Genomic DNA, 25015 nt, shown 5'->3' on the forward strand with positions numbered 1-25015 from the left:
CATTTTTTAGTACAAATTAGAGTCTAGGCTCAAATCTCAGCTGATGTAAGTTGATTGCTATACTATGATTCTTTTAAGTGTTAAAATGAAGTTTCTATGGCATAGAGATTCCAAAGATTATTTTTGTTTTTGACTGCAATAAGATCTGATGATAAAAAATGGGAGTGTATAACCGGAGGCTTTCTAAGCCTGTCTTTTTTATACACTAGATGTATGGGGCCATTTAAAAAAGTTTTACTTTTTCCGGTAGTATCAATAACGATTTCATCATAACTATACGAAACTACTTTCTTATCCAATAAATCATTTCTTCCTAATTCTTCTTTAGCGATTTTAAGCACAATGGCATGACCATTTTCAAAATTAGTAGCATTAAGAAATTCTGGTTTAATGACAGTATTACCTTTTTTATCTATATAACCAAATTGGGATATACCATTTGCTTTTTGCTGTATACGGCATCTACCATCTTCAAAGTATGGATATGCAGTAGTATTTTTATCGGTTTTAGAAAGCACAAGATCGTCTCTATAAGCAATTACTAATGCTCCTTTTTTATCTATAAAGCCCCATTGTGTTCCTTGTCTTACTGCGGCCAGTTCTTCATGAAAAGGAGCAATCTCATCTATATTTTTGAGTACTTGTGATGATCCCATAAAGGGCAACATCAAAACTAGGTTTATTAAAATGAATATACGTCTCATTATTATGTGTTTTAAGGGTTATTCCTTAAAATTACCAATGGATAAGGAGAGATAAAATGAGAAATATCATACAGTGGGTTTATTTTAAAATTTCAAAAAGAGTGAAGTGTTGCATACTTGCTTCTTCAAAAGAGACATGATCTACATTGGCAAATTTAGGGCCTATATGGCACCAATCTACTAATAACTGTAGCTGATTTTGATCTCCTTCGGCTTCGATATAAACATCTCCATTTGGTAGATTTTTCACAAAACCAGTGACCCCCAATTCCTGAGCTTTATCCAGAGTACTTTTTCGGTACCATACACCTTGTACTTTCCCTGATACTATAATGTTGTAATGTTTTATCATTGTGTGAAATGAAATAACTGTTATGTATTTATAGCGAAAGATAGGGCAAATTTTATGAATCAAGAGTATGACAATTATCATATTAATTAAGGAATACATGATCTAATTTTGAGAGTATAAAAACAGAGAACACATGAAAAAAATTCTTGTCCCAGTAGATTTTTCTGAATATTCAGAATATGCTTTGCAGGCAGCTGCGAGTATTGCTAAACAGCAAAATGCTAAAATTATAGTATTGCATATGCTTGGATTGTCTGAAGCGGTATTGACCAAAAATGAAGGCCAGGAGGTAGCCGAAGCAATGTATTATATGAAACTTGCCGAAAAAAGGTTTAAGACGTTTTTGGATAAAGAGTATTTAAAAGGAATCCAAATTGAGGAAACCGTACAGAACTATAAAATCTTTAGCGAAGTAAATGAGGTTGCACATGAAAATGATGCTGATCTTATTATTATGGGATCTCATGGCACAACAGGTTTGCGAGAAGAAGTCTTTATAGGCTCAAATACCGAAAAAGTGGTTCGTACTGCTGATGTACCGGTATTGGTTATAAAAAAACCGGTCAATGATTTTAAAATAGAAGAAGTGGTATTTGCCTGTGATTTTAAAATGGAAAATATCAGACCTTATCTTAATGCAGTCAAATTATTTGAATCCTTAGGAGCTAATATACATCTGCTATATGTAAACTTACCAGGAGAACGATTTAGAAATTCTAATGAAATCGAAGAAAAAGTAAAAGAGTTTCTTTTTAAAGCAGAATCGGGTAACTTAGAAATGCTTGATAAGGTAGTGTATTATAGTGATTATAGTGTAGAAAGAGGGGTTTTTAATTATAGTAATAAAATCAATGCTGATGCTATTGCGATTCCAACGCATGGTCGACGAGGCTTAGCACATTTCTTTAGCGGAAGCATAGGCGAGGATATTGCAAATCATGCTACAAAACCAGTAATAACCTTTAAAATATAACCTCATAAAATTATTTTCCTTGTAAAAGTTGGGTTTTCAATAAAGGGGGTTACAGTATTGTCCTGAAATTTGATTTTCAGGACAATATTATAATATACCCAAGGCAAGTTTTATCATCTTACTAAATGTAGTCTCACGTTCTTCGGGTAATGTTCTTTCTCCTGTAACTAACGAATCTGAAATAGTTAGAATAGTTAGTGCTTCTACATTAAATTTTGCGGCAATAGTGTATAATCCAGCAGTTTCCATTTCAACACAAAGCACGCCATAATCTGCCCAATGTTTGTAAGAATCCGGATCATCTTCATAAAATTCGTCTGAGGATAATACATTTCCTGCCTTTATCGGAATATTATGATCCATGGCATACCGAGTAGCTTTCATAAACAAGTCAAAACTGGCTGTGGGTGAATAATCTGCATTAATAAACCGTGTGTTATTAATACCCGAGGTAGAAGATGCAGCCATGGCAATAACGATATCCCTTATATGTATATCTTCTTGATATGACCCTGCTGATCCGACTCTAATGAGGTTTTTGACACCATAATGGTTAATGAGCTCATGACAGTATATTAACGCCGAGGGGATTCCCATTCCTGTTCCTTGTACCGAAACGCGTTTGTTTTTATAAGTTCCGGTATATCCAAGCATTCCTCTAATTTCATTATAACAAAAAGGGTCGTCTAAGAAGGTCTCTGCGATCCATTTAGCTCTCAATGGATCGCCTGGTAATAAAACTGTTTCGGCTATGTCACCTGGTTGGGCACCTATATGTACACTCATTTGATTTTATTTTGAAGTCACAATTTGTATTCCTGATGAGGTGCCTAGTCTTGAAACACCCAAATCTATATATTGCTTTGCAGTTTGAAAATCTCGAATACCCCCAGAAGCTTTTATCATTACATCCTCCTGCACTTCATTTTTCATTAGTTTTATATCTTCAAGGGTGGCACCGCCAGTTCCAAAACCGGTAGAGGTTTTTATAAAATCTGCACCAGCATTCATAGATAATTTACAAGCAACTTTTTTTTCTTCATCGGTTAAATAACAGTTTTCAAAAATTACCTTTAGAACCTTATTTTCGATGGCTTTTTTGATCGCCCTGATTTCGTCTTCAACAATTTTATAGTATCCAGATTTTAATAATCCAATATTAATAACCATATCAATTTCATCGGCGCCTTGATCTATACATTTTTTTGCTTCAAAAACCTTAACCTGGTTTACAATTGACCCAAGAGGAAAACCAACAACCGTTGCGACTTTTACATCGGTATGCATTAGTTCGCTATTGGCTAAGGCAACATAATAACTGTTTACACAAACGGCATAGAAGTTATGCTTTTTGGCTTCGTCGCAAAGTTTTTTAATATCTTCTACAGTGGCATTAGCTTTTAGTAAGGTATGGTCTATATACTGGTTTAGTAACATAACTATAGATATGTGTTTATTACTCCTATAATGTCATTTTTTTGTAATACGCCAGACTGTCTCCAGAGTTGTTTTCCATCTTTAAACAAAATCATTGTAGGAACACCTCGTACTTGATATTTTGCTGATAAGGGTTGATTTTTATCGACATTAATCTTTACAATCTTAATGTGATCCCCTAATTCGTCTTTAACTTCTTTAAGAATAGGAGATAGTACCTTACATGGACCACACCAATCAGCAAAAAAATCGACTAAAACTGGTTTTTTTGAATCTATAATATTGCTAAAACTGCTCTTCATTATATGTTGTTTTTATACCTAAAATATAATAATGAATCGAGAAAACATCTAATACAACGAATTAACTTACATTTGGATTAGCATTATATTTTTTTAATAAATGCATAATCTTTGTTATAGGAATAGTTACAGAGTAGGTTCCTGTATATGATGGGCAAATAACACAATCATCAAAGTAAAATTCAACAACATCATCATCAATTACAAAGTTATTTTTATACGCTCTAAAATCACCGTCAGAAATTTCCCAACAATCGTAATATAGTTCTCCAGAATTGATCTTTTCTTTAATCAAATTATTGATGACATTAAATACTGCTTCTTCAGATCCTGTTTTGAAGAGATCATTAAAATATACAAATTCATGTGTATTAAGGTCAAAATTTATGCAATCAAAAAGATAGGTAGAATAACGCATTCCAGAATAATAGTTTTCTTTGTAAAGAACTACACTTAATACCTTATCGTTTACATTGTAAATTTTGTAATCAATGATTCTCTTTTCTCTTAATCTATTTGTTTTTAACGTATCGCAAAGCAGTTCCTTGTCTTCTAATATTTGATTTTCGGTTTTTTCGATGTTGAGATAGTTTTCTTTGATTACATTGTTAAATACCGAGTAATATTTGTTGATATTTTCATTTAAATACGGATACTTATAATCTAAAATGTAAAGATCTTCTTCTTTATAAAACTCTTTTGAGATCACTAATTCCTGTAACTTGGATTTATCGTCTTGAGCTTTAAGTAATCGTTCTCGTTTAATAGATTTAGTTTTCTCTTTGTCATAATCTTGTATTTCTTCAGAAAATACGGGTACTGAATCTCTAGATTGATTATGGTTTTGTTGTTTGGTTTCAGTTTTTTCGACATCAGTTGTTTTATTCGATGATGTATCGTTTTTACAAGCAATAAAACTGAATACAATGAGGCAAGTGATTAGGGTTTTCATAAGATTATTGTTTAAGACATTTTTTAATGAGTTTATAAGCCCAGTCGTAATGACTAGAAGTTGCTGAAATAAGGTATGAAGCTAATGATGTTGTGCCTGTCCATGTGTACCTTCTTTTTTCAAATAACTCTTTTTCGGTGTGGTGATTTATTATTTCTTGTAATTCTTCAAAAGATTTTTCGAGTAGGATTTTCACCTCTTCAAAATTAATTTCCTGATATTTTTTCCATATGTCTTTATTAAGTTCAGGGGTGGTTTTCCAAGTGTATCCTTTTGCTGGCATATCGGGTTTTTCTCCTGTCATTCCAACAGTATACCAATCGAACATCATAATATGCCAGTGATGAAGATGAGCCAATACATCTCTGACGTTTCGGTTTAAATATCCTTTGGGAAATTCGGTTTTTAGCTTTTCTTCAGAGAGTGAATTGATATAATTCCATAAGTTTTTATAATTCTGATTGCTTACGCTTAGTAATTCATTTTTGGTTTTTGGTCTTGGCATTTTTTTAGGTTTGAGCTATGTATAAATGTAACAGAGATCCAACGAAAAAAATATGATATTGATCAGTAACCATAATAATAAAGGTGAGATCAGAAGACCTCACCTTTTGCTATTTATATATGAGTGTGATTAATAAAGTCCGTTACCAAGAATAATCAACGTATTTACGACCAAACTGGCGATTAATAGATCTAATACTAGTTTGGGTTTTTGAACGGTTAAAATTGCAGCATTATGGGCACTACAAACAACAACACTTAAAAAAACCAGAAACATTTGGATCGTGCTATTTCCATTAAGTAATGTTGCCATAATAGCAATAGAACCTAAACAAGTAGAAGCGATAATTGCAAGAGCAGAGTATCCGATATAATTTTCTGAAAAGTCAGCATTTATTTTAGCATATAGTGTCATAGTATTTGTTTTTTAATTTGAAGTAAAAGTAGTAGTCAGGGATTTTCTAAAATATGAGAAATATCAGTTTTCAAAAGTGAGCTTCAATTTTCCCAGCATAATTAATTCAGATTTATTTTTCCCAGAAAAAGCCCCAGCGATAGTATTGGCAGTTTCCCAAATTAGTTGTTTGATACGCTCAGAGAAACGAGGTTTATGTTGGTTATAGAAGGATTCAAATTCTTGAAAACAGGATTCTGCAGTAGGAGTTTCATAATCCATCCAATCAAAAACAATTTCGATCTGAAAAGCTGCATCTACACCAAACTCATCTACTACATCATCTACTTGCAGCCATTTCGATTTTACAATTTTTCTCAAAGAATCATATTCTGATTCCCGAACTACTTTATCAGAAGCGGCGATGGCATAGAATAATTTTCCGAGGTTTTGATAAAATTTGATTCCTATATTTTGAGTGATGTTCATAATATCGTTTTTAATGATTTATAACATAAAATTAAGGGGTTTATAACAAGAATTTTATGATATTGGTCAGTTCTGGTAATAAACCAAAATCCGTACATTTGAATAATGAAAGTTTTTGAAAAACAAAGCAATGTTTTTAGGATATTATCCGAGGCCGTTTCTGAGGGGATTATTGTAGTAAACAAAGATCAGATTGTGGTTGCTACCAATGGATCGGCTAATGAAATCTTTGGATATGATGAAGAGGAACTTTTGGGAAAACCTCTAAATACATTAATACCTCAAAAGTACCACCATAGTCATAGTGGTCATTTTGAAAATTTTGTGAAACATAGTGAGAAACGCCATATGGGGCGTGGAAGAGATCTTTATGGAGTTCGAAAAGATGGAACCGAATTTCCTTTAGAAGCGGGTCTTAATCCATTTACTATATATGATAATAATTATGTTATGGCTTTGGTGATTGATATCACAGAGCGAAAAGAACATGAAAAGAAAATACAGGAGTTAAACGCAGTACTCGAGCACAAAGTAGAAGAACGTACCGAGGAATTGCACCGTACAATCCAGGAGTTAAAAGAAGAAGTAAAACTTCGTAAGGAAGCAGAAGCCAAAGCCAAAGAATCATTAAAAAAAGAACGTGATCTTAACGAATTAAAAACGAAGTTTTTATCAATGGTTTCTCATGAGTTTAAAACACCATTAGGAGGGATTCTTACATCGGCAACTTTAATAGGAAAATATACTAAAGAAGAACAACAAGAAAAAAGAGACAAGCATCTTAATACCATTAAAAATAAGGTGAAATACCTGGATAATATTCTTACCGATTTTTTATCTGTTGAGCGATTAGAAACAGGTAAAGTAAGTTATAAATTTAGTCAGTTCCCACTGAGTAAAGTAATCAATGAGGTAGTATATAATGCCAATATGTTACTTAAAGATGGACAAAGAATCAACTACCCAAATGATATCGATGAGTATACAATTGAGTTTGATGAAAAGATCTTAGAATTGATATTGTCAAATCTAATTAATAATGCTATAAAGTATTCTAGCGAGAATACGATAATAGATTTGCAAGTAAACTTTGAAAAAGACGTTCTTATATTTAAGGTTATAGATCAAGGTCGGGGAATCCCTAAAAAAGAACAAGAGTTTATTTTTAAACGATATTTCAGGGCAGAAAATGCCTTGCTAGACCAAGGAACTGGAATAGGATTAAACATAGTTAAAAATCACTTAGAAAACCTTGGAGGGACTATTACATTTACTAGTCATGAAAATCAAGGCTCTATATTTATTGTTAAAATACCAATAGTAAACAATCACAAAAAATGATGAAAACCATTCTATTAATTGAAGATGACGTTGCCCTTAGAGAAAACACTGCCGAGTTATTAGAACTTTCAGATTATAATGTAATTACTGCTCCAAACGGAAAGATTGGAATCATAAAAGCAAAAGAAGAAAAACCTGATATTGTTGTTTGTGATATTATGATGCCCGAGGTTGATGGTTATGGAGTTTTAGAGGCATTATCTCATGATAAAAATACCAACCAAATTCCTTTTATATTCTTATCAGCAAAAACAGAACATAAAGAAGTACGAAAAGGGATGGATTTAGGAGCCGATGATTATCTTACTAAACCATTTGAGGAAGAAGAATTACTAAGTGCGATAGAAAGTCGGTTGGCCAAAGCTCAGATCATCGCTAGTCTACTTGATGAGTATAATAATCAACCCAAAGAGGATAAAAAAGAGGATGGACTTAGAAACCTTCATGAACTCAAGAATTTTTTTGATGATCATGGAGAGATCGCCGAATATAAAAAAGGAAAAATAATTTATAAAGAAGGTGAACATTCAAACAAGATTTATCTAATTCTAAAAGGTGTAATCAAATCTCATAAGATGGATGAAAATGGTAAAGAGTTGATTACAGCATTATACAAGGCCGATGATTTTCTGGGGTTTACTTCATTTACAGATAATGTCCCATATCAAGAATCCGCCACAGCAGTCGAGGATGCCCAATTGGCAGGAATATCTAAGAGCAATCTAAAGGATATTTTAGACAAGAGTAAAAATATTTCTCTGGAGTTAATGGAGTTGCTTACTGATAACCTATCAGAAATAAAAGACCAATTACTACAAATGGCGTATAGTTCGGTGCGAAAAAAAACCGCACAAACTATTCTTCAATTTGCACAAGTGCTTAATAAAAAGCCCGAAGATAATATCAAAATTTCTCGTAACGATTTGGCAAGTGTTGCGGGAATAGCCACAGAGAGTTTGATAAGGACTCTATCGAGTTTCAAAAAAGACGGTTTAATAGATATAGAAGGGCGTAATATAAAAATCCTCGATTTGGCAGGTCTTCAACTAGTTGAATAAAAAACAATTCCAGAGGTAAACTGATTTTTATCATACTTTTCATCAAAGCATCCTGATACATTTGTTGTATTAGAAAGTATTAATGATGAAGAATATTCTAATTCCGACAGATTTTTCTGAAAATTCGTGGAATGCCATCCTCTATGCATTATCATTTTTTAAAAAGATGCGGTGTAATTTCTATGTGTTACATGTTTCGCCGTATAATGAAATGATTGGTAGAGCACCATTTCATGAGACAAAAGATACCATTCTGGAAAACATCACGCATACAGACCATGAGCATATGCAATTACTGCTCAAAAAAATCCAAAAATTACCATTAAATCCAAAACATCGTTTTTTTACGCTTAATGAGTATGTGTTTTTTATTGATGCGATTAGAAAACAGGTAGAGGATAAAGAAATTGATTTTATCGTGATGGGTACAAAAGGAGCTTCTGGACTTAAGGAAAAAACAATAGGAAGCAACACAGGTGATGTGATAACCAAAGTAAAATGTCCAGTTTTAGTAATTCCAGAAAAAGCTAAGTATACCAAACCAAAAGAAATTGCTTTTCCTACAGATTACAACTTGTTATATAAAAGTAGAATATTAAATACGATAACGAGTGTTTTATCTATAAATAGTGCTGCTCTTAGAATACTTCATATTGCCAAAAAAGAACAAGAACTTACTGATTTACAAAAAAAGAATAAGAGCTTTCTTGATGATTATCTAGAAGATGATATCGAGCATAGCTTTCATTTTTTATCTAATCCAAATATTGAAGAAGCAGTACAATGTTTTGTAGAGAGTAGAAATATAGATATGATCACAATGATTGCCAAAAACCTTAATTTTTTTCAACGTATTTTATTTCACCCTATTGTAGAAAAGATAAGCTATCATACCGATGTACCGTTCTTGGTATTGCATGAATAGAAAAACTCAGATAAATAACAAAAAACTCAAAAAATAATTCAATGTGCTCAAGCTTAGTTCATAAATATAATATACCAGGACCGCGATATACAAGCTATCCTACTGTACCATATTGGGATATTAATACATTTTCATTAAAGAATTGGACAACATCTATCAAGAAATCATTTGCAGAAAGCAATGATTCTGAAGGCATAAGTCTATATATACATCTTCCATTTTGTGAGAGCATGTGTACGTTTTGTGGTTGCCATAAAAGGATTACAAAACGTCATGATGTAGAAATACCCTATATCCATACCGTATTGAAAGAATGGCGATTATACACTAATCTTTTTAACACTAGACCTAAAATCAAAGAATTACATCTCGGTGGTGGCACCCCTACTTTTTTTTCTCCTAAGAACCTGGAATACCTGATCAATGGGATTTTTAGATTGGCCGAAAAATCCGAAGATTGTGAGTTTAGTTTTGAAGGACATCCTAATAATACAACAAGAGAACATTTACAAGCTCTTTATAATGTTGGTTTTAGAAGGGTTAGTTTTGGCGTACAAGATTATAACGAAACTGTACAAAAAGCTATTCATCGAATACAACCTTTTGAAAATGTAAGATATACTACAGAAGCAGCTAGAGAAATTGGGTTTACTTCAGTAGGTCATGATATTATTTTTGGGCTTCCTTTTCAGAAACAAGAAGCAGTTGTTGAAACAATTCTAAAAACCAAAGAATTAATGCCAGATCGGTTGGCATTTTATAGTTATGCACATGTACCCTGGCAAAAGGGAAATGGGCAACGAGGCTTTAAAGAATCAAACTTACCCACAGCTGAAGAAAAAAGAAAACAATATGAAACAGGTAAGAAATTACTATCAGAAGTAGGTTATGTTGAAATAGGAATGGATCATTTTGCACTACCAAACGACTCATTATACACCTCTATGAAATATAAAACGTTACATCGTAATTTTATGGGGTATACTGCATCTAAGACCCAAATGATGATTGGTTTAGGTGCATCTTCTATAAGTGATAGTTGGTATGGTTTTGCACAAAACGCAAAAAATATAGAAAAGTATCAACATTTGGTTGACGAAGGTATAATTCCAGTATACAGAGGTCATATGTTAACTCAAGAAGATGAAATTATAAGGAAACATATCTTAAATTTAATGTGTCATTTTGAAACCAACTGGAAAGATGATGAATTATATTTTAAGGAGCTGCCTGAAGTAATTGAAAATTTGAGAGAGTTAGAAGCAGATAATTTATTAGAAATTCAAGAGGATTCTTTAAAAATTACAGACAAAGGGCGTGCTTTTGTACGTAACGTATGTATGGCTTTTGATTTAAGATTACAACGCAATAAACCCGAAACAACATTGTTTTCTATGACCGTTTAATCTATGATTAATGACATTCAAAATTAGAAGAAACTATTTCTGTAGTTGGTTTTGGCGAAAGGTATGGGATTCCTAATCCCAGACCACGCACAATGAACAACAAACCTATAATAATTATAAATAGAGGAATAACTTTTTGGACGTGCTTTTGTGCTTTTCCCTTTAAAAAATTACCCGCATATACAGCACTGGTCATTAAAGGGATTGTGCCTAATCCAAAAAGTAACATGTACAGGCTGCTCTCTAAGGCATCGCCATAGGCAATAGCACCAAATACTGCCATATAAACTAATCCACAAGGTAAAAATCCGTTTAAAAAGCCGATCGTTAAAAAGGTGTCCGGTGTTCTCTTTTTAAGTGCTGTACCCAAAGCACTTTTCACCTTAGAAATTAAGATATATATGGGTTTAGTAACGTTATATTTTGTCAAAAAATGAGTTGGGATTAATACGATTAGAATCATTAAAACTCCTATTGTGATCGATATGCCTTGTTGGATACCAAAAATTTTAAGGCTTTTTCCTAATAGACCAAAAAACAACCCAATGATGCTATAAGCCAATAATCGACCTAAATGATATAGAAATATCTGTAAAAATTTTTGAACACTATTAGATCTGCTTACGGGCAACATAAAAGCAATAGGTCCACACATCCCTATGCAGTGAAAACTACCTAATATACCCAATATGAGTGCAGATGCTAACATTTTTAATATGTAAATGATTTTTTAAACATATAGGAAGTACTCTCGTATTGCCAATCAATAGTAATATTCCAGCGACCTTCGATCATATATTCATCCTGAATAAGATAAATGTTGTTTTGAAGTGAGATCGGAATTTCGAAATCTAGTTTCTTGTTTGATGGACGGTATAAGAATATTGTTCCTGAGATTTTATCGAATTTTTTTTCCTCTGGAAAAGTAATGAGCATCCCATAAGAAGTTTTCTTAAGAGTAATATTATTTTTTAGAGCCTTTGCATTTTTTTCGGCATCGATTTCCTTTTGAAATGCTAGTTCTTCCTTATAATATTCTTCGGTAACCAAATCATGAGAATATTTTTCATTCGTGTTCATTTTTATAACAAAATACATTATAAAAGATATGAATCCGATAAATGCAAGTACAATGGCTGTTCCCCAATTTATTTTCATTTTTTAAAGTTTTTGAGTATATGGATCATGAGTTTTGGAGTAAGAGAGAGGTGGATGTTTTTCAATTCTTCTTTCCGCTCATGGATTCGTATACGATTTAAATATTATCTATAGCTTCTAGGTCCTAAAAAGGTGGCGGTTGTAGTTTCTATAAGTTTGTTACTACTATACACACCTATTTTTACTTTGTCCTTATCTCCACTTAAAGCAGAAGCATTTACTTCTATAAATAAGGTACCTTCAGCCAATCCTTGTTTGGGAACCGCGAAGTTTTTATGCGTTACTAATTCGATCGTTCCTTTGTGAGATAATAATTTAAAATGAACATCTTCAATTTGTGAAGTAGTTTTATTTACGAGTTTATAAGTATATACATTGCTGATCATATTATTATCTTTTCGTTCATACAGTTGTCCAGGTAATCGTAAGATATTAGCTTCAACATCATTTCTTAATAACGACATTCCTAAGAAAACACCCGTAAGAATAATTAGTACAGCACTATACCCTTTTAATCTGGGTGTAAATTTGAATTTTGCTTTTTTAGCAATATTTTCTTCACTTGCGTATCGTATCAATCCCTTTGGTAGATTTACACTTTCCATCATATGATCACATGCATCGATGCATGCGGTACAGTTTACACATTCTAGTTGAGTTCCGTTACGAATATCAATTCCGGTAGGGCAGACATGCACACATTGAAAACAATCTATACAATCACCTTTCCCGGTAGAAGGGCGATCTTCATTTTTTTTAAACTTAGCTCTTCCAACTTCTTTCTCTCCTCGTTTATAATCATAGGCAACCACAATAGATTTTGAATCGAGGAGCACTCCTTGCAATCGGCCATAAGGGCATGCAATAATACAAACCTGCTCTCTAAACCAGGCAAATACAAAATAGAATACAGCCGTAAAAATGAGTAATGAAATCAAAGTACTTACGTGGACTAGAGGTCCGTCGATAACATATTGAAGTAATCGATCACTACCAATTAAGTACGCCAAGAATATATTTGCTATAAGAAAAGAAATGATAAAAAATATGAACCATTTCGTTACTCGTTTTCTTATTTTTTCAGAATTCCAGGGTTGCTTATCCAAACGTATTTGTTTACCGCGATCCCCTTCGATCCAGTATTCGATTCTTCGAAAAACCATTTCCATAAATATGGTTTGCGGGCAAATCCATCCACAAAAAATTCTTCCGAAGGCTACGGTAAAAAGTGTAACAAATATGACTCCAATAACCATTGAAATCACAAATAGATGAAAATCTTGAGGCCAGAAAGGAGCTCCAAAAATATTAAATCGACGTTCTAAAACATTAAAAAGTAGGAATTGGTTACCGTCAATTTTTATAAAAGGAGCCGAGAATAAGAATAGTAACAATGCATAACTCACCCATTTTCGATATTGATAAAACCTACCACTTGGCTTTTTGGGATACACCCAGGCACGTTTTCCTTCTTCGTTAACCGTAGCAATCGAATCTCTAAATTTTTCGTTTGTTGGTGTTTCCAATGGGTTTTGTTTAGAATTATAGAATTATCGGCCTTCCTGTAGAGCGTTTTGCAATAATGCTACTACTGTTGAATCAGAAATTGTTTCTTGAATTTCTTCTTTCGGAGTCTCTTCTTTTGACGCATCAGGATCAATCCATATTTCCCCTTGTGCTTCTTTAGGTTCTGCAGGAGTAGTGCCGACTAAAGTGATGACATAACTAGCTACCTGAGCCATTTCGGCAGGTTTTAAAGTTTGTTTCCAAGCAACCATTCCTTTTCCATCTCTTCCTCCTTCAGAAATAGTTCGGAACACATTTTTGATTCCTCCTCCCAAAATCCAATATTCATCGGTAAGATTGGGACCAATACCACCACCTCCATCGGCTTTATGACAAGCGACACAATTGGTTGCAAAAATTGCTTTTCCGGCATTAATATCTGATGTTTCGGTTAATAAGGTTACCGTATTGACATCTACCAAATCTTTGGCGTTCTTTTTATATTCTTCGATAGCGATTTTGGCTTCGGCCACTTCGGTTTCATATTCTTCTGCTTGCGTGTAATCATCAAAAACATGAAAACGGATCATATAAATTACACCAAAAATTATTGTAGCATAAAACCCATATACCCACCATGGTGGTAGGTTGTTGTCTAACTCTTTAATTCCGTCGTAATTGTGGTCCAAAATGATTTCATCTTCTTGTTCTAGAGGTTTACTATCGAGAAGTTTTAGATATACATCTTTAATCCATCTAAATTGTTTCTCTTTTCTCACTTTTTCTGCCAGCAGGTATCGTTCTTGTGCTTCAGGCTTTAAAGACATAAACAGAACATTTCTAAAAGCAGCTAAACAGATTTCGGCTGCAACAACGAACAGCAATGCCATCCCTAAGCCTAACCAACATAGTGGCTGGGCTATAAATGCAGATTGATCTCCTGATTCTACTGTTATTTCTATTAAAACATAGGTTATCAATAGAAATGCAATGATTCTTATATACGATGCAGTACTTCTCATAGTATAGTTTCGTTTTCGGTGGTTTCTAATGGAATGTTGCTTACTTCTTTAATATGCTCTTTTTTAGCAGTGAATACCCACCAGAACAATGCGGCAAAGAAGATGAAAAATATGAGTAAGGATATCATAGGATAAATCTCCACTCCATCGATACTTTCCATATGGCCTTTTACAAATTTTAGCATGGCTTTATTCTTTAATTTGAACTTATTGTTTCTTCATTTTCATTTTTGACCTTAATATCGGTTCCTAATCTTTGGATATAGGCTATTAAAGCTATGACTTCGCGATCACGCATCTCTATAAAATCCAGCCCATTTTCTTTTGCATATTTTTTATCTGCTTCATACGTTTTTGCAAAATCAGGATCACTGTATAGGTTTTTTTCGATAGTTGTAGCTTGTTCATCCATCCATTGCTGTGCTTTTGCAATTTCTTCGGGTGTATAAGGTACTCCCAAAGAAACCATTGCCTCCATTTTGGTTTCGGTTAGAGATCGATCAAGTTTATTTTGTATCAACCATTTATAGCTTGGCATGATGGATCCAGATGAGGTACTTTGTGGATCGTAAAAGTGATTCAGATGCCAGTTGTCAGAATATTTACCTCCAATTCGCATTAGATCTGGTCCTGTTCTTTTACTTCCCCATAGGAAAGGATGATCATATACATATTCTCCTGCTTTAGAGTATTCTCCATATCGTTCCACTTCGCTTCGGAAAGGTCGTATCATTTGCGAATGACAAGACACACAACTCTCTCTTATGTATAGATCTCTACCTTCTAATTCTAATGGTGTATACGGTTTGACACTTGTAATAGTTGGAATATTAGAATCAACCATTAATGTGGGTATGATCTGTACCGCTCCGCCAATAAGAATAGCAATAGTAGCGTATATAGTAAGTTTAACTGGTCTTCTTTCTAACCAGGTATGATATCCTTCTTTCGCTGTACGTAATTTTGTTACTTTTTGAAGTGCTGCAGCTTCAGCCAATTCGTCTGTAACCGAACTTCCACTTCGTATTGTTTTGATAATATTATAAAGCATTACAAAAGTTCCAAGGATATATAAACTTCCTCCAATAGCGCGCATCCAGTACATCGGAATAATCTCGGTTACTGTTTCTAAGAAGTTACCATATACCAAGCTTCCATCTGGATTAAACTGTTTCCACATAGAGGCCTGAACAAAACCAGCAACATACATAGGTAAGGCATACATAATAATACCTAAGGTTCCAATCCAGAAATGTACATTGGCGAGCCCTGTAGACCATAATTTTGTCTTTGTTAGTTTAGGAACTAACCAATATACCATCCCGAAAGTTAAAAATCCGTTCCAGGCTAAAGCTCCTACATGTACATGGGCAATAATCCAATCGCTAAAGTGCGCAATGGCGTTTACATTTTTTAGGGATAACATGGGGCCTTCAAAAGTAGCCATACCATATCCGGTGATGGCAACAACCATAAATTTTAATACAGGATCTGTACGTACTTTATCCCAGGCTCCTCGTAATGTTAATAACCCATTAATCATACCTCCCCATGATGGAGCGATCAACATAATCGAAAATGCTACACCAAGGTTTTGAGCCCAATCAGGTAATGACGAATAAAGTAAATGATGCGGTCCTGCCCATATATATATAAAAATAAGAGACCAAAAATGTACTATAGATAATCGGTACGAATATATGGGCCTATTAGCCGCTTTCGGAATGAAATAGTACATCAATCCCAAAAATGGAGTAGTAAGGAAGAATGCTACAGCATTATGACCGTACCACCACTGCACCAAAGCATCTTGTACTCCTGCATATACCGAATAACTTTTTAGTGCACTTACAGGAAGCTCAAGACTATTAAATATATGAAGAACAGCTACAGTGACAAAAGTTGCAAGGTAAAACCAAATCGCTACATATAAATGACGCTGTCTACGTTTAAGTATTGTACCAATTAAGTTCCATCCAAAAACTACCCATATGATTGCTATTGCAATATCAAATGGCCATTCTAATTCTGCATATTCTTTTGAGGTTGTATACCCCAATGGTAATGTGATTGCAGCGCCTACAATAATCAATTGCCAAACCCAGAAATTTATAGAGCTTAGTGTATCACTAAACATTCGGGTCTTTAACAAACGTTGGGTAGAATAATATACCCCAGCAAAAATAGCATTCCCTACAAAGGCAAAAATAACAGCATTGGTATGTAATGGTCTTAATCGACCAAAACTTAACCAGGAAATACCATCAGTAAGATTGGGGAATAAAAACATAAATGCCAGAAGAAGGCCAACAGACATTCCTACAATACCCCAAAGCATTGTAGCGTATAAGAATTTTTTTACGATTTTGTTATCGTAATAGAATTGTTCCATTTCCATATTATGATTGATTATTTTTAGTGGGTACCGAAGATTTTTCTTTACCTTCTTTTACGAGTTCATCGTCAAAAAGCATACGTATAGAGGGTGTATAGGTATCATCATATTGACCATTTCTTACAGATAGTATAAATGCTATGAAAAAGATGATGGCAACGATGATACTAATCGTTAAGAGTACATAAATTACACCCATACTTATTTAATTAGATGTCAAAAGTAGAGGTGAACATTTTCCTAAAAAATGACTTTTATCAGGTTTTAATACAGAATATCAATTAGACACAAGTCAATTCTAAGTTAAACTTAGAATTGACTTGTGTTATTTATTTGATAATAAGTGTTTTATAAAACTACTTGTTTTTAAACTGTAGTTTTCCGGTTTCAATTTTGATTGCGGTTTTTGCAAGAATTGTAAATATGAAAGCACCAAGAGCCCAAATGCCGAGAGTGACCCCTATTTCTATACCCGTGGGAGTATATTCTGCAATTTTACCATAAGGGCCGGGAATAAAGCCAGGAACGATTAAACCAAACCCTTTCTCTATCCAAATGGCAATGAATAAGATAAAGCAACAAAAATAAAGCACCTTGAGATTGTTTCTTAATTTACCAAAGGTAAGGAGTATTGTTGCCAAGACATTTAGGGGAATCGCAGTCCATATCCATGGCAATAACGCCGTTTTACCGTGTAATCCAAAGAATAAATAATACGCGCTTTCGCTATGATGAGTGGGTGCATAAAACTCTTTGAATAACTCTGATACAAGCATTATTAAGTTGATTTGGGCCGCAACTGTAACGATCATCCCTATTTTTTTGATGGTTTTATCTTCGATTTTAAACGTTGTAAATGTTCTGATAACTGCCAAAACCAAAATAATTAATGCTGGACCAGCGGCAAAGGCAGATGCTAAGAACCGAGGTCCCAGTAAAGCATTATTCCAAAACGGTCTGGCTTGCAATCCCTGATATAAAAATGCAGTTACTAAATGAATAGCTACAGCCCAAAAAACAGAAAGAATTGCTCCAGGAACATATATTTTAGGGTCTGGGGTTTTTCCTTGGTAACGTCTAAATAGAATATAAAAAGGAATAGAAATGTTCAAAAATAGATAACCATTTAGTACTATGACATCCCAGGTAAGCATAGAATTCGGGAAGTTAAATACTCCAATACCAGGTATCATATGCCATAATACTGAAGGGCCTCCCATATCTGCAACCACAAAAGCCAGACACATGATTAATGCCGCAACGGCTAATCCTTCGCCTATAAGTACAGCTTGTTTAAAATCAATATCTTTTAATACGTAAGTAGGCATTACTAACATTACTGCAGCTGCTGCTACACCAACCAAAAATGTAAAATTAGAAATATATAACCCCCAGCTTACTCGATCTGTCATCCCTGTTACGCTTAAACCAAACTCTAATTGTATCGAATAGCAATACATTCCTATGAGCATTACAAAGGTTAAAAATGCCATCCAGATATGATATTTTTTGGATCCTTGTGTCGTAGTATCTAAACTATCCTTTACTAAACTTGTAAAAACTTTAAGTCTTCTCATTTTGAGTTTTTTTAATTAGTCCATGAAGTACCAGAATTTTGGTTCTGTACCCAGATCTTCTTTTAGTCTAAACACCTTTTTGTTTTCTAATACCCAGCGAATAGTACTGTTGGGGTCTAGTAAATTTCCAAAAATTCGGGCACCAGTAGGACAAGCTTCCACACATGCTGGATTTTTACCGGCTCTGGAGCGTTGAACACAGAATGTACATTTTTCCATCACTCCTTTTTTACGCATACGGTTGCCTAGATAATGTTGATTGTTATTAATTTCATTTTCAGGAACTTCTGGAGTGCTCCAATTGAATCGACGGCCATCATACGGGCAAGCAGCCATGCAGTATCTACAACCCACACACCAGTCATAATCAATAACTACTAATCCATCATCTTCGCGCCAGGTGGCTTGAACAGGACATACATCTACACATGGTGGATTATCACAATGAAAGCACTGTGTACCCATATAAAAATGCCCTTCGGCAGGGACCTCATGATAATAATTGTCATCAGCCTCATCAAATTTAAAGCCTTTTCCGTCTTCCATCTCATGAATACGTATGTATTGCATTTGGGAATTTCTATCTTGATTATTTTCTTCAACACATGCACTAACACAATCCATATATCCCTGGCATTTTGAAATATTAAAAGCATAACCAAAAAGCACATTTTCTTCAGCATTTTTTGAGGACATAGTGATGTTTTTTCCTTTACGTAATTGATAGGATCGAACCAATCGATCTACAGTAGCTTTTTTTTCATCATCAGTCATTAATTTGTAATTGCCTTTGAACTGTTCTTCCCAATCAATTTGAGCTTTTTCTTTGCTTTTGTCATCGCTAATTACACTACACGAAGTGCTTACGGCTCCGGCACCAATCATTAAACTCGCCGTCAATTGTCTGAAAGCAGTTCGTCGATCCATTTTTACATCAAAAACCTGATCAAAACCATCCTTTTTGCGTTCCTCCCCAATGGCATTAGTATGAGACCCACAACTACCAGAAGATTTTCCACAACCACACGATCCCGTAGATTCTTTTTTTGAAGTGCCAAGGTTTAGCGAAAACCATTTTTTGTTATTGTTGCTCATATGACTGGTGTTATTTATGATCTGATTATTCTCTTTCTTTTAATTTTTGGGTATTATATTGTGCTGGCCATTTAGTTTCAAAACCTGGTTTATGTGGATTATGACAGTTTACACAGGTCATAGAAGCTCTGGGAGGTGCCCATCCTGCAACTTTTTTTCCGTGTGCTCCACCTTTCCAATCTTCAAATTGCTTATTATGGCATTGACTACATAATTTATGGCTTCGGTTAAAATCAATCTTATTTCCTGTTAGACTTTTTAGGTTGTCCATATTCTCTCCATTATGACAGGTAATACAGTTCATTGTATTCAGATTTGCATGTGCTAGTTTAATATCCCAATGTGCTTTTTTAAGAGTATCATTACTTTGTAATTCATGTAATGGCTTTGTGTGGCATTCTGTACAGGCATATGATGTTATCTGACTTTTACGCTCGGGAATCAAAAAAGTATGTTCACCTTCCGTAATTTTTATAGTATGAATATCTTCTAATAGTGATTCTGAAGAGATTGAAGTGCCCTGATAATTTTTACTTTCGGCTTCTATTTTGTCGTTAATGCTATGATATTCACCTTCGCCATGCTTACAGGAAAAAAGTGTAACAATGAAAGTACAGCCTAGTATATATATATAATTTTTTTTAGTCATTTTGGTGGCGATTAGTTCTTGTAAAAATTTCCACATCTACATACTCACGAGTATCAGGTACGTGACATTGACGACAGTTTATCCTTTCTGGATGCGTAACTCGAATCTCTTTTGGTGCTGCTGGGCCTGCATGACAAGACAAACAGTTCTCTCTCATTTGAATATCATGTGGCATCATTGGCGGACTACCAGGTAAAGCATTATTTATACCTACTTTGGGAGCATGCACTTTTGCAAAATTTACATTGGTAAAAAGTGTTTCGACTTTTTGAGCTACGTGACATTGCCGACAATTAATCAATTCGGGATGTGGAGTTACGGGAGTATAGGCATTAAATTGTTCTACAAATCCTCCATTTTGATGGCATTGTAAACAAGCACTTCCACCTATGCCTCTTTCGCCTTTAAGTAAAGGGTGAGGAATGCTTGGTGGTGCTCCTGGGTATGCTCTATTATTATAATATGTTTCTAAACTTCGCTGATGAGCTTCATCGACAGGCATATTAAGATATTCTAAAGCAAATTCTGATCGTGTAAATACTCCTTTTTCTGAAGGAATCACAGAAGAGGGAACAGTAGTTTCAATTGGGATATAAGCTTCTTCTAACCCTTTTTTATAACTATAATTCCAGATCGTTATAAAGGTTATGAATAAAAGTGTAAATAATGATATAATACCTAGTCTCTTTTTCATAACCTATACTTTTTCGACTTTGACAGCACATTTTTTATAGTCCGGCTCTTTAGAAATTGGACAAAAAGCGTCTAGAGTAACATCATTAATCATCATGTTTTCGTCAAAGAAGGGGACAAAAATTTGCCCCTTGGTTGGCAACCCTCTTTCATTTATGGATACAGGTAATGTGCATGACCCTCTTCGCGAAGTTATTTTTACATTTTCTCCATTTCTAATTCCCAATGCTTTTGCATCTTCGGGATGAAACTCAACATAAGCACTTGGCATTGCCTTATGCAACACAGGAATTCTACGTGTCATAGAACCTGTATGCCAATGTTCGATAACTCTTCCTGTATTGAGCCAAAAAGGGTATGTTGCATCTGGGATTTCAGGAGCGGGTTCGTAGGGTCGTTGCCAAATTACAGCCTTACCATCAGGTTTTCCATAAAAATGAAAATCCTCACCATTAGAACATGCGGGATCATATTTTGCATTGAAGCGCCACTGAGTGGATTTTCCATTTACATACGGCCAGATTACTCCAGATTCTTTTTTTAATACTTCTAATGGAGCCATCCCATGTTTGGCTCCTTCATGGAATTGTCTATATTCGTTGTAAATTTCTTCAACATGATTTTCTTCACTGTAAGGGAATAAATCACCATAACCCATTCGTTTTGCAACTTCGATTGTCATCCATGCGTCTGGAGTTGTTTCTCCTGGCCCCTCTACCATTTTATCCCAATGTTGTGTTCTTCTTTCTGAGTTTCCATATAATCCACTTTTTTCTATGTGCCATGATGCTGGTAAAATTACATCGGCAACATCTGATGTTGGTGTTGGAAAGACATCCGAAACAACAACAAAACAGCTCTTTTTTTCCATACCAGGACGATAACGACTTGTTTTAGGTAATGACACTAGAGGATTTGTTACTTGTGTCCAAATAAATTTAATATCTCCGCGATCGACAGCTCTAAACATTTCTGTAGCATGATATGTTGGTTTAGCAGGAATACGTTCATACGGCACTTTCCATATTTTTGCTGCCAAGCGTCTATGCTTTTCATTTATAACCAATCCTTTAGGTAACTTATGCGTAAAAGTACCTACTTCTCTTGCGGTACCACATGCAGAGGGTTGACCTGTTAATGAGAATGGCCCATTTCCAGGTTGCGAAATTTTTCCTGTAAGTAGATGAATATTATACACTAAGTTGTTCATCCATGTTCCTCGGGTATGTTGATTCATTCCCATACACCAGTAGGAAACTACTTTTTTATTTGGATCTCCGTATATAGCCGCCAGATACTTTATATCCTTTACGCTTACTTTTGAGTATTTTGCTACCTTTTCTGGGGTGTAATCTTCTAAGAATTTTTTGTAGGCTTCAAAGTCTATTTTTTCTGGCTTGTCCTTAAATTTGTAATTATCTTCCAGACCATATCCCATATTGGTTAACCCTTTACTAAAGTTACAATGCTTTTCAACAAAAGATGTATTTACCCATCCATTATTAATAATTTCATAACAAATAGCATTAGCCACTGCCAAGTCAGTTTGAGGTTCGAATAATATAGATTTATCCGAAGCCGTACTAGAGCGTGTTGTACGTGTAGCAAAATCAATAATTTTAGCACCTCTTTTACTTTTTTGTTCTAACATTCTAGAGAATAATACAGGATGCATTTCTGCCATATTATTACCCCATGTTATAAAAAAATCTGCATGATCTATATCCTCATAGCACCCCATGGGCTCATCTGCACCAAAAGTAGTCATAAATCCAGCCACGGCACTAGCCATACATAGACGAGCATTACAGTCTAGATTATTAGTGCCAATAGCACCTTTCATAAATTTTGATGCAACATATCCTTCAGGTATAGTTGATTGGCCAGAGGTATACATAGCTACAGCATCTCTACCATGCTCCTTAATAGTTTCTTTCATTTTGTTGGCAACAATATCTAAGGCCTCATTAAGCGGAGTTTTAATATATTGACCATTTTTCTTTACCAGAGCATGAGTTAGTCTATCTTTTGATTGAATGCACATGGTTTGATGATATCCTTTTACACAAAGTAATCCTTTATTTACAGAACTGTTAGGATCTCCTTTTACAGCAACAGCTTTTCCATTTTCGGTTCCTACCAAAATACCACATCCTACACCACAGAATCTACACGGAGCTTTTTTCCAATCTAAGTTTGCATTAGCAGGAATGCCGTTTTCTTGTTCATCTGCAAATAAGATTCCTGGAAACATGGTTGCAGCTGCAGTCATTGCAGATAACATGGCCATTTTCTTGATAAACTTTCTTCTATTGGTTAGAGAGGTATACATATGATTAATTATTTTGTGGTGTATTAAATCCAGAAACCATAGCCAATAATTTTAAGCTTTCAATAGCCTCTAGTTTTTCTTTTAGAATTGCTTCTTCTGCATTATCCTCGGTTTCGGTAATTAAAATGAGAACATCTTTATTTTGGGCAGGCATAATTTCGCATTGTTCTATAGTCGATAGCGATTGAATAAGTTCTTCTTTCTTGCCCGAATGTGGGTGGGCCAAATAGCTCTTGATAGGCATATTTTTGGTTTAAGGTTCTTTAAATGATATCTATATTGATCATTTTTTATTTAATGTAACCTTCTTATTATGTGATTAATAAGATAAGCATTTTTATTCATTTTCCTTTTTAAAATCTGTAGTAAAAAGATTAGGATTGATGATTAATTGTGCCCAACCCCAATTATTGGTATTATCATGTGGTCTTCCTCCTTTTATAAGCGACATACTTTCTGAGGCGAACATATGTGAATACCCTAGGTTCAGTTTTACATTTTTTATGATTTTTTGGGTAAAAACAAGATCTAATTCAGTGCCCAGATACTTATCTTCATCACCTGTTAAATCTGCATTAGCCATAAAATAGTGCCCTTTTAGTAACAACGTAGATTTTTCTCCGGTTGTAAAAACGACTTTAGCATACAGGTCATTTAATCCAACATTATTAGCATGATTTCCTACATAGAAATAATCCATATAACCGTTGAATTTATGATTAGTTCCATAAAGAGGGAAGAAAGATTTGTTTTTATCATCCCCATCTTGATCTGTACCACTTAGGATTTCTATACCTAATCCATATAGCGTTTTTTTGGGTTTGTATGTAGCTTCTAAAGAAGCTTGATAAGCGCTTAAATCGGTATCTGCATTTGCCTTGCCGAACTGATAATAAATGCTACCTGCGATATTGACTTTTTTGATGGGAAAAGTGAAATAAGAACCAGCGGTTTGTCTATAAAAAGTTCCATCAGGCTCATCATTATCGACTCCGGTAAATTTTTGAAATCCGGTATTCAAAAACAGAAAGCTTGCAGAAGTTTTTTCCCAGTTCTTTTTTAGATAGGCATACTGCATTACTTTATACGTAAAGAATCCCTGAATATTAAATCCTGTTCCTTCGTTGGGTTGTCCTTCTTGACTAAAAGCGGCTCCAATATCTGCCTTGAAGTCTTCACTTTCATATTTAATTAACGCGGCATCATGAAAGCGCCCTTGCATAGCCCAATCTAACCCACCAAAAATACGTTGATCATCATAAGAAATAACTTGTCTACCCGCTTTTAAAGACCAATTTTGGTCAAGAAATATTTGCCCCCAAGCCTGGAATAAGGAAAAGGAGTCGTTTCCATCATTAAGTAATATTTGGCGTGTATCTCCCCAAGTGCTTACATCCTGAATACTAAGAAACAGTTTTAACTTTTCTTGCTGGTATCCAACATTAAGTCGCGAACGCTGAGTAACAAATGCTGCTGGATCTGCATTATCAGGAAATAAATTATTAAATCCGTGACGATATTCGAATCGTGATCGCAGATCTGCATCAATTATTAATTGAGAAAATGAGTTGGTTGTAAAAAGGACAAGAAATAGAACAAGAAGAGATTTAATAACTTTCATCAGAAGTGATATTGGTTTGGTATCACAAATGTTGATCTAAAATTTTTGTTAAAACATGATATTTATCATCGTTTACATATTAATAGTTTATGAACTTAAGCATGATCGTTTTCTCTTTAAAAGAGAAGGT

General features: G+C 34.4%; 28 protein-coding genes. 5 read left to right on the plus strand and 23 right to left on the minus strand.

Annotated elements, in window-relative coordinates; genetic code table 11:
• Nucleotides 1-80: 80 nt before the first annotated feature.
• Nucleotides 81-704, minus strand: coding sequence for a WG repeat-containing protein (locus tag JJQ60_RS00755; RefSeq protein WP_201916041.1), 624 nt, complete (start codon nt 702-704; stop codon nt 81-83).
• 79 nt (nt 705-783) lie between these two features.
• A complete protein-coding gene (locus tag JJQ60_RS00760; RefSeq protein ID WP_201916042.1) occupies nt 784-1056 on the minus strand; it encodes an acylphosphatase in 273 nt (90 codons plus the stop codon).
• A gap of 133 nt (nt 1057-1189) precedes the next feature.
• Here JJQ60_RS00760 and JJQ60_RS00765 point away from each other — a divergent pair, with 133 nt between their 5' ends.
• Nucleotides 1190-2029: a universal stress protein gene (locus JJQ60_RS00765; RefSeq protein ID WP_201916043.1), complete on the plus strand. Its 840-nt coding sequence runs from the start codon at nt 1190-1192 to the stop codon at nt 2027-2029.
• Nucleotides 2030-2116: 87 nt separating this feature from the next.
• On the opposite strand, the gene deoD is transcribed toward JJQ60_RS00765, so the two are convergent.
• The 7 genes from deoD to JJQ60_RS00800 all read right to left on the minus strand — a co-directional run bounded on the left by deoD (nt 2117) and on the right by JJQ60_RS00800 (nt 6107).
• The gene (gene deoD, locus JJQ60_RS00770) at nt 2117-2815 is read right to left on the minus strand and encodes a purine-nucleoside phosphorylase (protein WP_201916044.1); all 699 of its coding nucleotides are present in this window, start codon (nt 2813-2815) and stop codon (nt 2117-2119) included.
• Nucleotides 2816-2821: 6 nt separating this feature from the next.
• The gene (gene deoC, locus JJQ60_RS00775; RefSeq protein ID WP_201916045.1) at nt 2822-3466 is read right to left on the minus strand and encodes a deoxyribose-phosphate aldolase; all 645 of its coding nucleotides are present in this window, start codon (nt 3464-3466) and stop codon (nt 2822-2824) included.
• A gap of 2 nt (nt 3467-3468) precedes the next feature.
• Nucleotides 3469-3768, minus strand: a complete 300-nt coding sequence (gene trxA, locus JJQ60_RS00780; RefSeq protein WP_201916046.1) for a thioredoxin — start codon at nt 3766-3768, stop codon at nt 3469-3471.
• A gap of 61 nt (nt 3769-3829) precedes the next feature.
• Nucleotides 3830-4720 carry an RsiV family protein gene (locus JJQ60_RS00785; RefSeq protein WP_201916047.1) on the minus strand — a complete coding sequence of 297 codons (891 nt, stop codon included), beginning with the start codon at nt 4718-4720 and terminating at the stop codon, nt 3830-3832.
• Between the two features lie 4 nt (nt 4721-4724).
• Nucleotides 4725-5225 (minus strand): ClbS/DfsB family four-helix bundle protein, encoded by a 501-nt coding sequence (locus JJQ60_RS00790; RefSeq protein ID WP_201916048.1) that lies wholly within the window; start codon nt 5223-5225, stop codon nt 4725-4727.
• Nucleotides 5226-5354: 129 nt separating this feature from the next.
• Nucleotides 5355-5639, minus strand: coding sequence for a hypothetical protein (locus JJQ60_RS00795; protein WP_201916049.1), 285 nt, complete (start codon nt 5637-5639; stop codon nt 5355-5357).
• A gap of 63 nt (nt 5640-5702) precedes the next feature.
• Nucleotides 5703-6107, minus strand: coding sequence for a hypothetical protein (locus JJQ60_RS00800; protein ID WP_201916050.1), 405 nt, complete (start codon nt 6105-6107; stop codon nt 5703-5705).
• A 105-nt stretch (nt 6108-6212) separates the two neighbouring features.
• Here JJQ60_RS00800 and JJQ60_RS00805 point away from each other — a divergent pair, with 105 nt between their 5' ends.
• The 4 genes from JJQ60_RS00805 to hemN all read left to right on the plus strand — a co-directional run bounded on the left by JJQ60_RS00805 (nt 6213) and on the right by hemN (nt 10837).
• Nucleotides 6213-7448, plus strand: a complete 1236-nt coding sequence (locus JJQ60_RS00805) for a PAS domain-containing sensor histidine kinase (RefSeq protein WP_201916051.1) — start codon at nt 6213-6215, stop codon at nt 7446-7448.
• The gene (locus JJQ60_RS00810) at nt 7448-8506 is read left to right on the plus strand and encodes a response regulator (protein WP_201917147.1); all 1059 of its coding nucleotides are present in this window, start codon (nt 7448-7450) and stop codon (nt 8504-8506) included. The genes JJQ60_RS00805 and JJQ60_RS00810 overlap by 1 nt, the downstream gene beginning before the upstream one ends.
• 82 nt (nt 8507-8588) lie before the next feature.
• On the plus strand, nt 8589-9431 hold the full coding sequence (locus JJQ60_RS00815; RefSeq protein WP_317193975.1) for a universal stress protein: 843 nt from the start codon (nt 8589-8591) through the stop codon (nt 9429-9431).
• A gap of 41 nt (nt 9432-9472) precedes the next feature.
• Nucleotides 9473-10837, plus strand: coding sequence for an oxygen-independent coproporphyrinogen III oxidase (gene hemN, locus JJQ60_RS00820; RefSeq protein WP_201916052.1), 1365 nt, complete (start codon nt 9473-9475; stop codon nt 10835-10837).
• Nucleotides 10838-10844: 7 nt separating this feature from the next.
• On the opposite strand, the gene JJQ60_RS00825 is transcribed toward hemN, so the two are convergent.
• The 14 genes from JJQ60_RS00825 to JJQ60_RS00890 form a co-directional block, all read right to left on the minus strand.
• A complete protein-coding gene (locus JJQ60_RS00825; RefSeq protein WP_201916053.1) occupies nt 10845-11546 on the minus strand; it encodes a sulfite exporter TauE/SafE family protein in 702 nt (233 codons plus the stop codon).
• A gap of 2 nt (nt 11547-11548) precedes the next feature.
• Nucleotides 11549-11995 carry a FixH family protein gene (locus JJQ60_RS00830; RefSeq protein WP_201916054.1) on the minus strand — a complete coding sequence of 149 codons (447 nt, stop codon included), beginning with the start codon at nt 11993-11995 and terminating at the stop codon, nt 11549-11551.
• 104 nt (nt 11996-12099) lie between these two features.
• A complete protein-coding gene (gene ccoG, locus JJQ60_RS00835) occupies nt 12100-13521 on the minus strand; it encodes a cytochrome c oxidase accessory protein CcoG (RefSeq protein WP_201916055.1) in 1422 nt (473 codons plus the stop codon).
• A gap of 24 nt (nt 13522-13545) precedes the next feature.
• Nucleotides 13546-14523 (minus strand): cbb3-type cytochrome c oxidase N-terminal domain-containing protein, encoded by a 978-nt coding sequence (locus JJQ60_RS00840; RefSeq protein ID WP_201916056.1) that lies wholly within the window; start codon nt 14521-14523, stop codon nt 13546-13548.
• Nucleotides 14520-14708, minus strand: coding sequence for a CcoQ/FixQ family Cbb3-type cytochrome c oxidase assembly chaperone (locus JJQ60_RS00845; protein ID WP_201916057.1), 189 nt, complete (start codon nt 14706-14708; stop codon nt 14520-14522). The genes JJQ60_RS00840 and JJQ60_RS00845 overlap by 4 nt, the downstream gene beginning before the upstream one ends.
• Before the next feature lie 11 nt (nt 14709-14719).
• Nucleotides 14720-16921: a cytochrome-c oxidase, cbb3-type subunit I gene (ccoN, locus tag JJQ60_RS00850; RefSeq protein WP_201916058.1), complete on the minus strand. Its 2202-nt coding sequence runs from the start codon at nt 16919-16921 to the stop codon at nt 14720-14722.
• Nucleotide 16922: 1 nt separating this feature from the next.
• The gene (gene ccoS, locus JJQ60_RS00855; protein WP_201916059.1) at nt 16923-17117 is read right to left on the minus strand and encodes a cbb3-type cytochrome oxidase assembly protein CcoS; all 195 of its coding nucleotides are present in this window, start codon (nt 17115-17117) and stop codon (nt 16923-16925) included.
• A gap of 157 nt (nt 17118-17274) precedes the next feature.
• Nucleotides 17275-18495 carry a sulfate reduction electron transfer complex DsrMKJOP subunit DsrP gene (gene dsrP / locus JJQ60_RS00860; protein ID WP_201916060.1) on the minus strand — a complete coding sequence of 407 codons (1221 nt, stop codon included), beginning with the start codon at nt 18493-18495 and terminating at the stop codon, nt 17275-17277.
• A 15-nt stretch (nt 18496-18510) separates the two neighbouring features.
• Nucleotides 18511-19590, minus strand: coding sequence for a 4Fe-4S dicluster domain-containing protein (locus JJQ60_RS00865; protein WP_201916061.1), 1080 nt, complete (start codon nt 19588-19590; stop codon nt 18511-18513).
• 25 nt (nt 19591-19615) lie between these two features.
• Nucleotides 19616-20239 carry a cytochrome c3 family protein gene (locus JJQ60_RS00870; protein WP_201916062.1) on the minus strand — a complete coding sequence of 208 codons (624 nt, stop codon included), beginning with the start codon at nt 20237-20239 and terminating at the stop codon, nt 19616-19618.
• Entirely contained in the window at nt 20232-20933 is a 702-nt protein-coding gene (locus JJQ60_RS00875) for a cytochrome C (protein WP_201916063.1), read from the minus strand. Before JJQ60_RS00875 ends, JJQ60_RS00870 begins: the two co-directional genes overlap by 8 nt.
• 3 nt (nt 20934-20936) lie before the next feature.
• Nucleotides 20937-23264 (minus strand): molybdopterin-dependent oxidoreductase, encoded by a 2328-nt coding sequence (locus tag JJQ60_RS00880; RefSeq protein ID WP_201916064.1) that lies wholly within the window; start codon nt 23262-23264, stop codon nt 20937-20939.
• A 4-nt stretch (nt 23265-23268) separates the two neighbouring features.
• Nucleotides 23269-23508, minus strand: a complete 240-nt coding sequence (locus JJQ60_RS00885; protein ID WP_201916065.1) for a hypothetical protein — start codon at nt 23506-23508, stop codon at nt 23269-23271.
• 93 nt (nt 23509-23601) lie between these two features.
• A complete protein-coding gene (locus JJQ60_RS00890; protein WP_201916066.1) occupies nt 23602-24885 on the minus strand; it encodes an alginate export family protein in 1284 nt (427 codons plus the stop codon).
• Nucleotides 24886-25015 lie beyond the last annotated feature (130 nt).

Source organism: Aquimarina mytili, from assembly GCF_016735115.1.
GTDB classification, from domain to species: Bacteria; Bacteroidota; Bacteroidia; order Flavobacteriales; family Flavobacteriaceae; genus Aquimarina; species Aquimarina mytili.

Bases quoted from the DNA above. Each gene is read 5' to 3' on its own strand.
- JJQ60_RS00755 (WP_201916041.1), bottom strand. From the start codon at position 704: ATGAGACGTATATTCATTTTAATAAACCTAGTTTTGATGTTGCCCTTT.
- JJQ60_RS00760 (WP_201916042.1), bottom strand. From the start codon at position 1,056: ATGATAAAACATTACAACATTATAGTATCAGGGAAAGTACAAGGTGTA.
- JJQ60_RS00765 (WP_201916043.1), top strand. From the start codon at position 1,190: ATGAAAAAAATTCTTGTCCCAGTAGATTTTTCTGAATATTCAGAATAT.
- deoD (WP_201916044.1), bottom strand. From the start codon at position 2,815: ATGAGTGTACATATAGGTGCCCAACCAGGTGACATAGCCGAAACAGTT.
- deoC (WP_201916045.1), bottom strand. From the start codon at position 3,466: ATGTTACTAAACCAGTATATAGACCATACCTTACTAAAAGCTAATGCC.
- trxA (WP_201916046.1), bottom strand. From the start codon at position 3,768: ATGAAGAGCAGTTTTAGCAATATTATAGATTCAAAAAAACCAGTTTTA.
- JJQ60_RS00785 (WP_201916047.1), bottom strand. From the start codon at position 4,720: ATGAAAACCCTAATCACTTGCCTCATTGTATTCAGTTTTATTGCTTGT.
- JJQ60_RS00790 (WP_201916048.1), bottom strand. From the start codon at position 5,225: ATGCCAAGACCAAAAACCAAAAATGAATTACTAAGCGTAAGCAATCAG.
- JJQ60_RS00795 (WP_201916049.1), bottom strand. From the start codon at position 5,639: ATGACACTATATGCTAAAATAAATGCTGACTTTTCAGAAAATTATATC.
- JJQ60_RS00800 (WP_201916050.1), bottom strand. From the start codon at position 6,107: ATGAACATCACTCAAAATATAGGAATCAAATTTTATCAAAACCTCGGA.
- JJQ60_RS00805 (WP_201916051.1), top strand. From the start codon at position 6,213: ATGAAAGTTTTTGAAAAACAAAGCAATGTTTTTAGGATATTATCCGAG.
- JJQ60_RS00810 (WP_201917147.1), top strand. From the start codon at position 7,448: ATGAAAACCATTCTATTAATTGAAGATGACGTTGCCCTTAGAGAAAAC.
- JJQ60_RS00815 (WP_317193975.1), top strand. From the start codon at position 8,589: ATGATGAAGAATATTCTAATTCCGACAGATTTTTCTGAAAATTCGTGG.
- hemN (WP_201916052.1), top strand. From the start codon at position 9,473: ATGTGCTCAAGCTTAGTTCATAAATATAATATACCAGGACCGCGATAT.
- JJQ60_RS00825 (WP_201916053.1), bottom strand. From the start codon at position 11,546: ATGTTAGCATCTGCACTCATATTGGGTATATTAGGTAGTTTTCACTGC.
- JJQ60_RS00830 (WP_201916054.1), bottom strand. From the start codon at position 11,995: ATGAAAATAAATTGGGGAACAGCCATTGTACTTGCATTTATCGGATTC.
- JJQ60_RS00840 (WP_201916056.1), bottom strand. From the start codon at position 14,523: ATGAGAAGTACTGCATCGTATATAAGAATCATTGCATTTCTATTGATA.
- JJQ60_RS00845 (WP_201916057.1), bottom strand. From the start codon at position 14,708: ATGCTAAAATTTGTAAAAGGCCATATGGAAAGTATCGATGGAGTGGAG.
- ccoN (WP_201916058.1), bottom strand. From the start codon at position 16,921: ATGGAAATGGAACAATTCTATTACGATAACAAAATCGTAAAAAAATTC.
- ccoS (WP_201916059.1), bottom strand. From the start codon at position 17,117: ATGGGTGTAATTTATGTACTCTTAACGATTAGTATCATCGTTGCCATC.
- dsrP (WP_201916060.1), bottom strand. From the start codon at position 18,495: ATGAGAAGACTTAAAGTTTTTACAAGTTTAGTAAAGGATAGTTTAGAT.
- JJQ60_RS00865 (WP_201916061.1), bottom strand. From the start codon at position 19,590: ATGAGCAACAATAACAAAAAATGGTTTTCGCTAAACCTTGGCACTTCA.
- JJQ60_RS00870 (WP_201916062.1), bottom strand. From the start codon at position 20,239: ATGACTAAAAAAAATTATATATATATACTAGGCTGTACTTTCATTGTT.
- JJQ60_RS00875 (WP_201916063.1), bottom strand. From the start codon at position 20,933: ATGAAAAAGAGACTAGGTATTATATCATTATTTACACTTTTATTCATA.
- JJQ60_RS00880 (WP_201916064.1), bottom strand. From the start codon at position 23,264: ATGTATACCTCTCTAACCAATAGAAGAAAGTTTATCAAGAAAATGGCC.
- JJQ60_RS00885 (WP_201916065.1), bottom strand. From the start codon at position 23,508: ATGCCTATCAAGAGCTATTTGGCCCACCCACATTCGGGCAAGAAAGAA.
- JJQ60_RS00890 (WP_201916066.1), bottom strand. From the start codon at position 24,885: ATGAAAGTTATTAAATCTCTTCTTGTTCTATTTCTTGTCCTTTTTACA.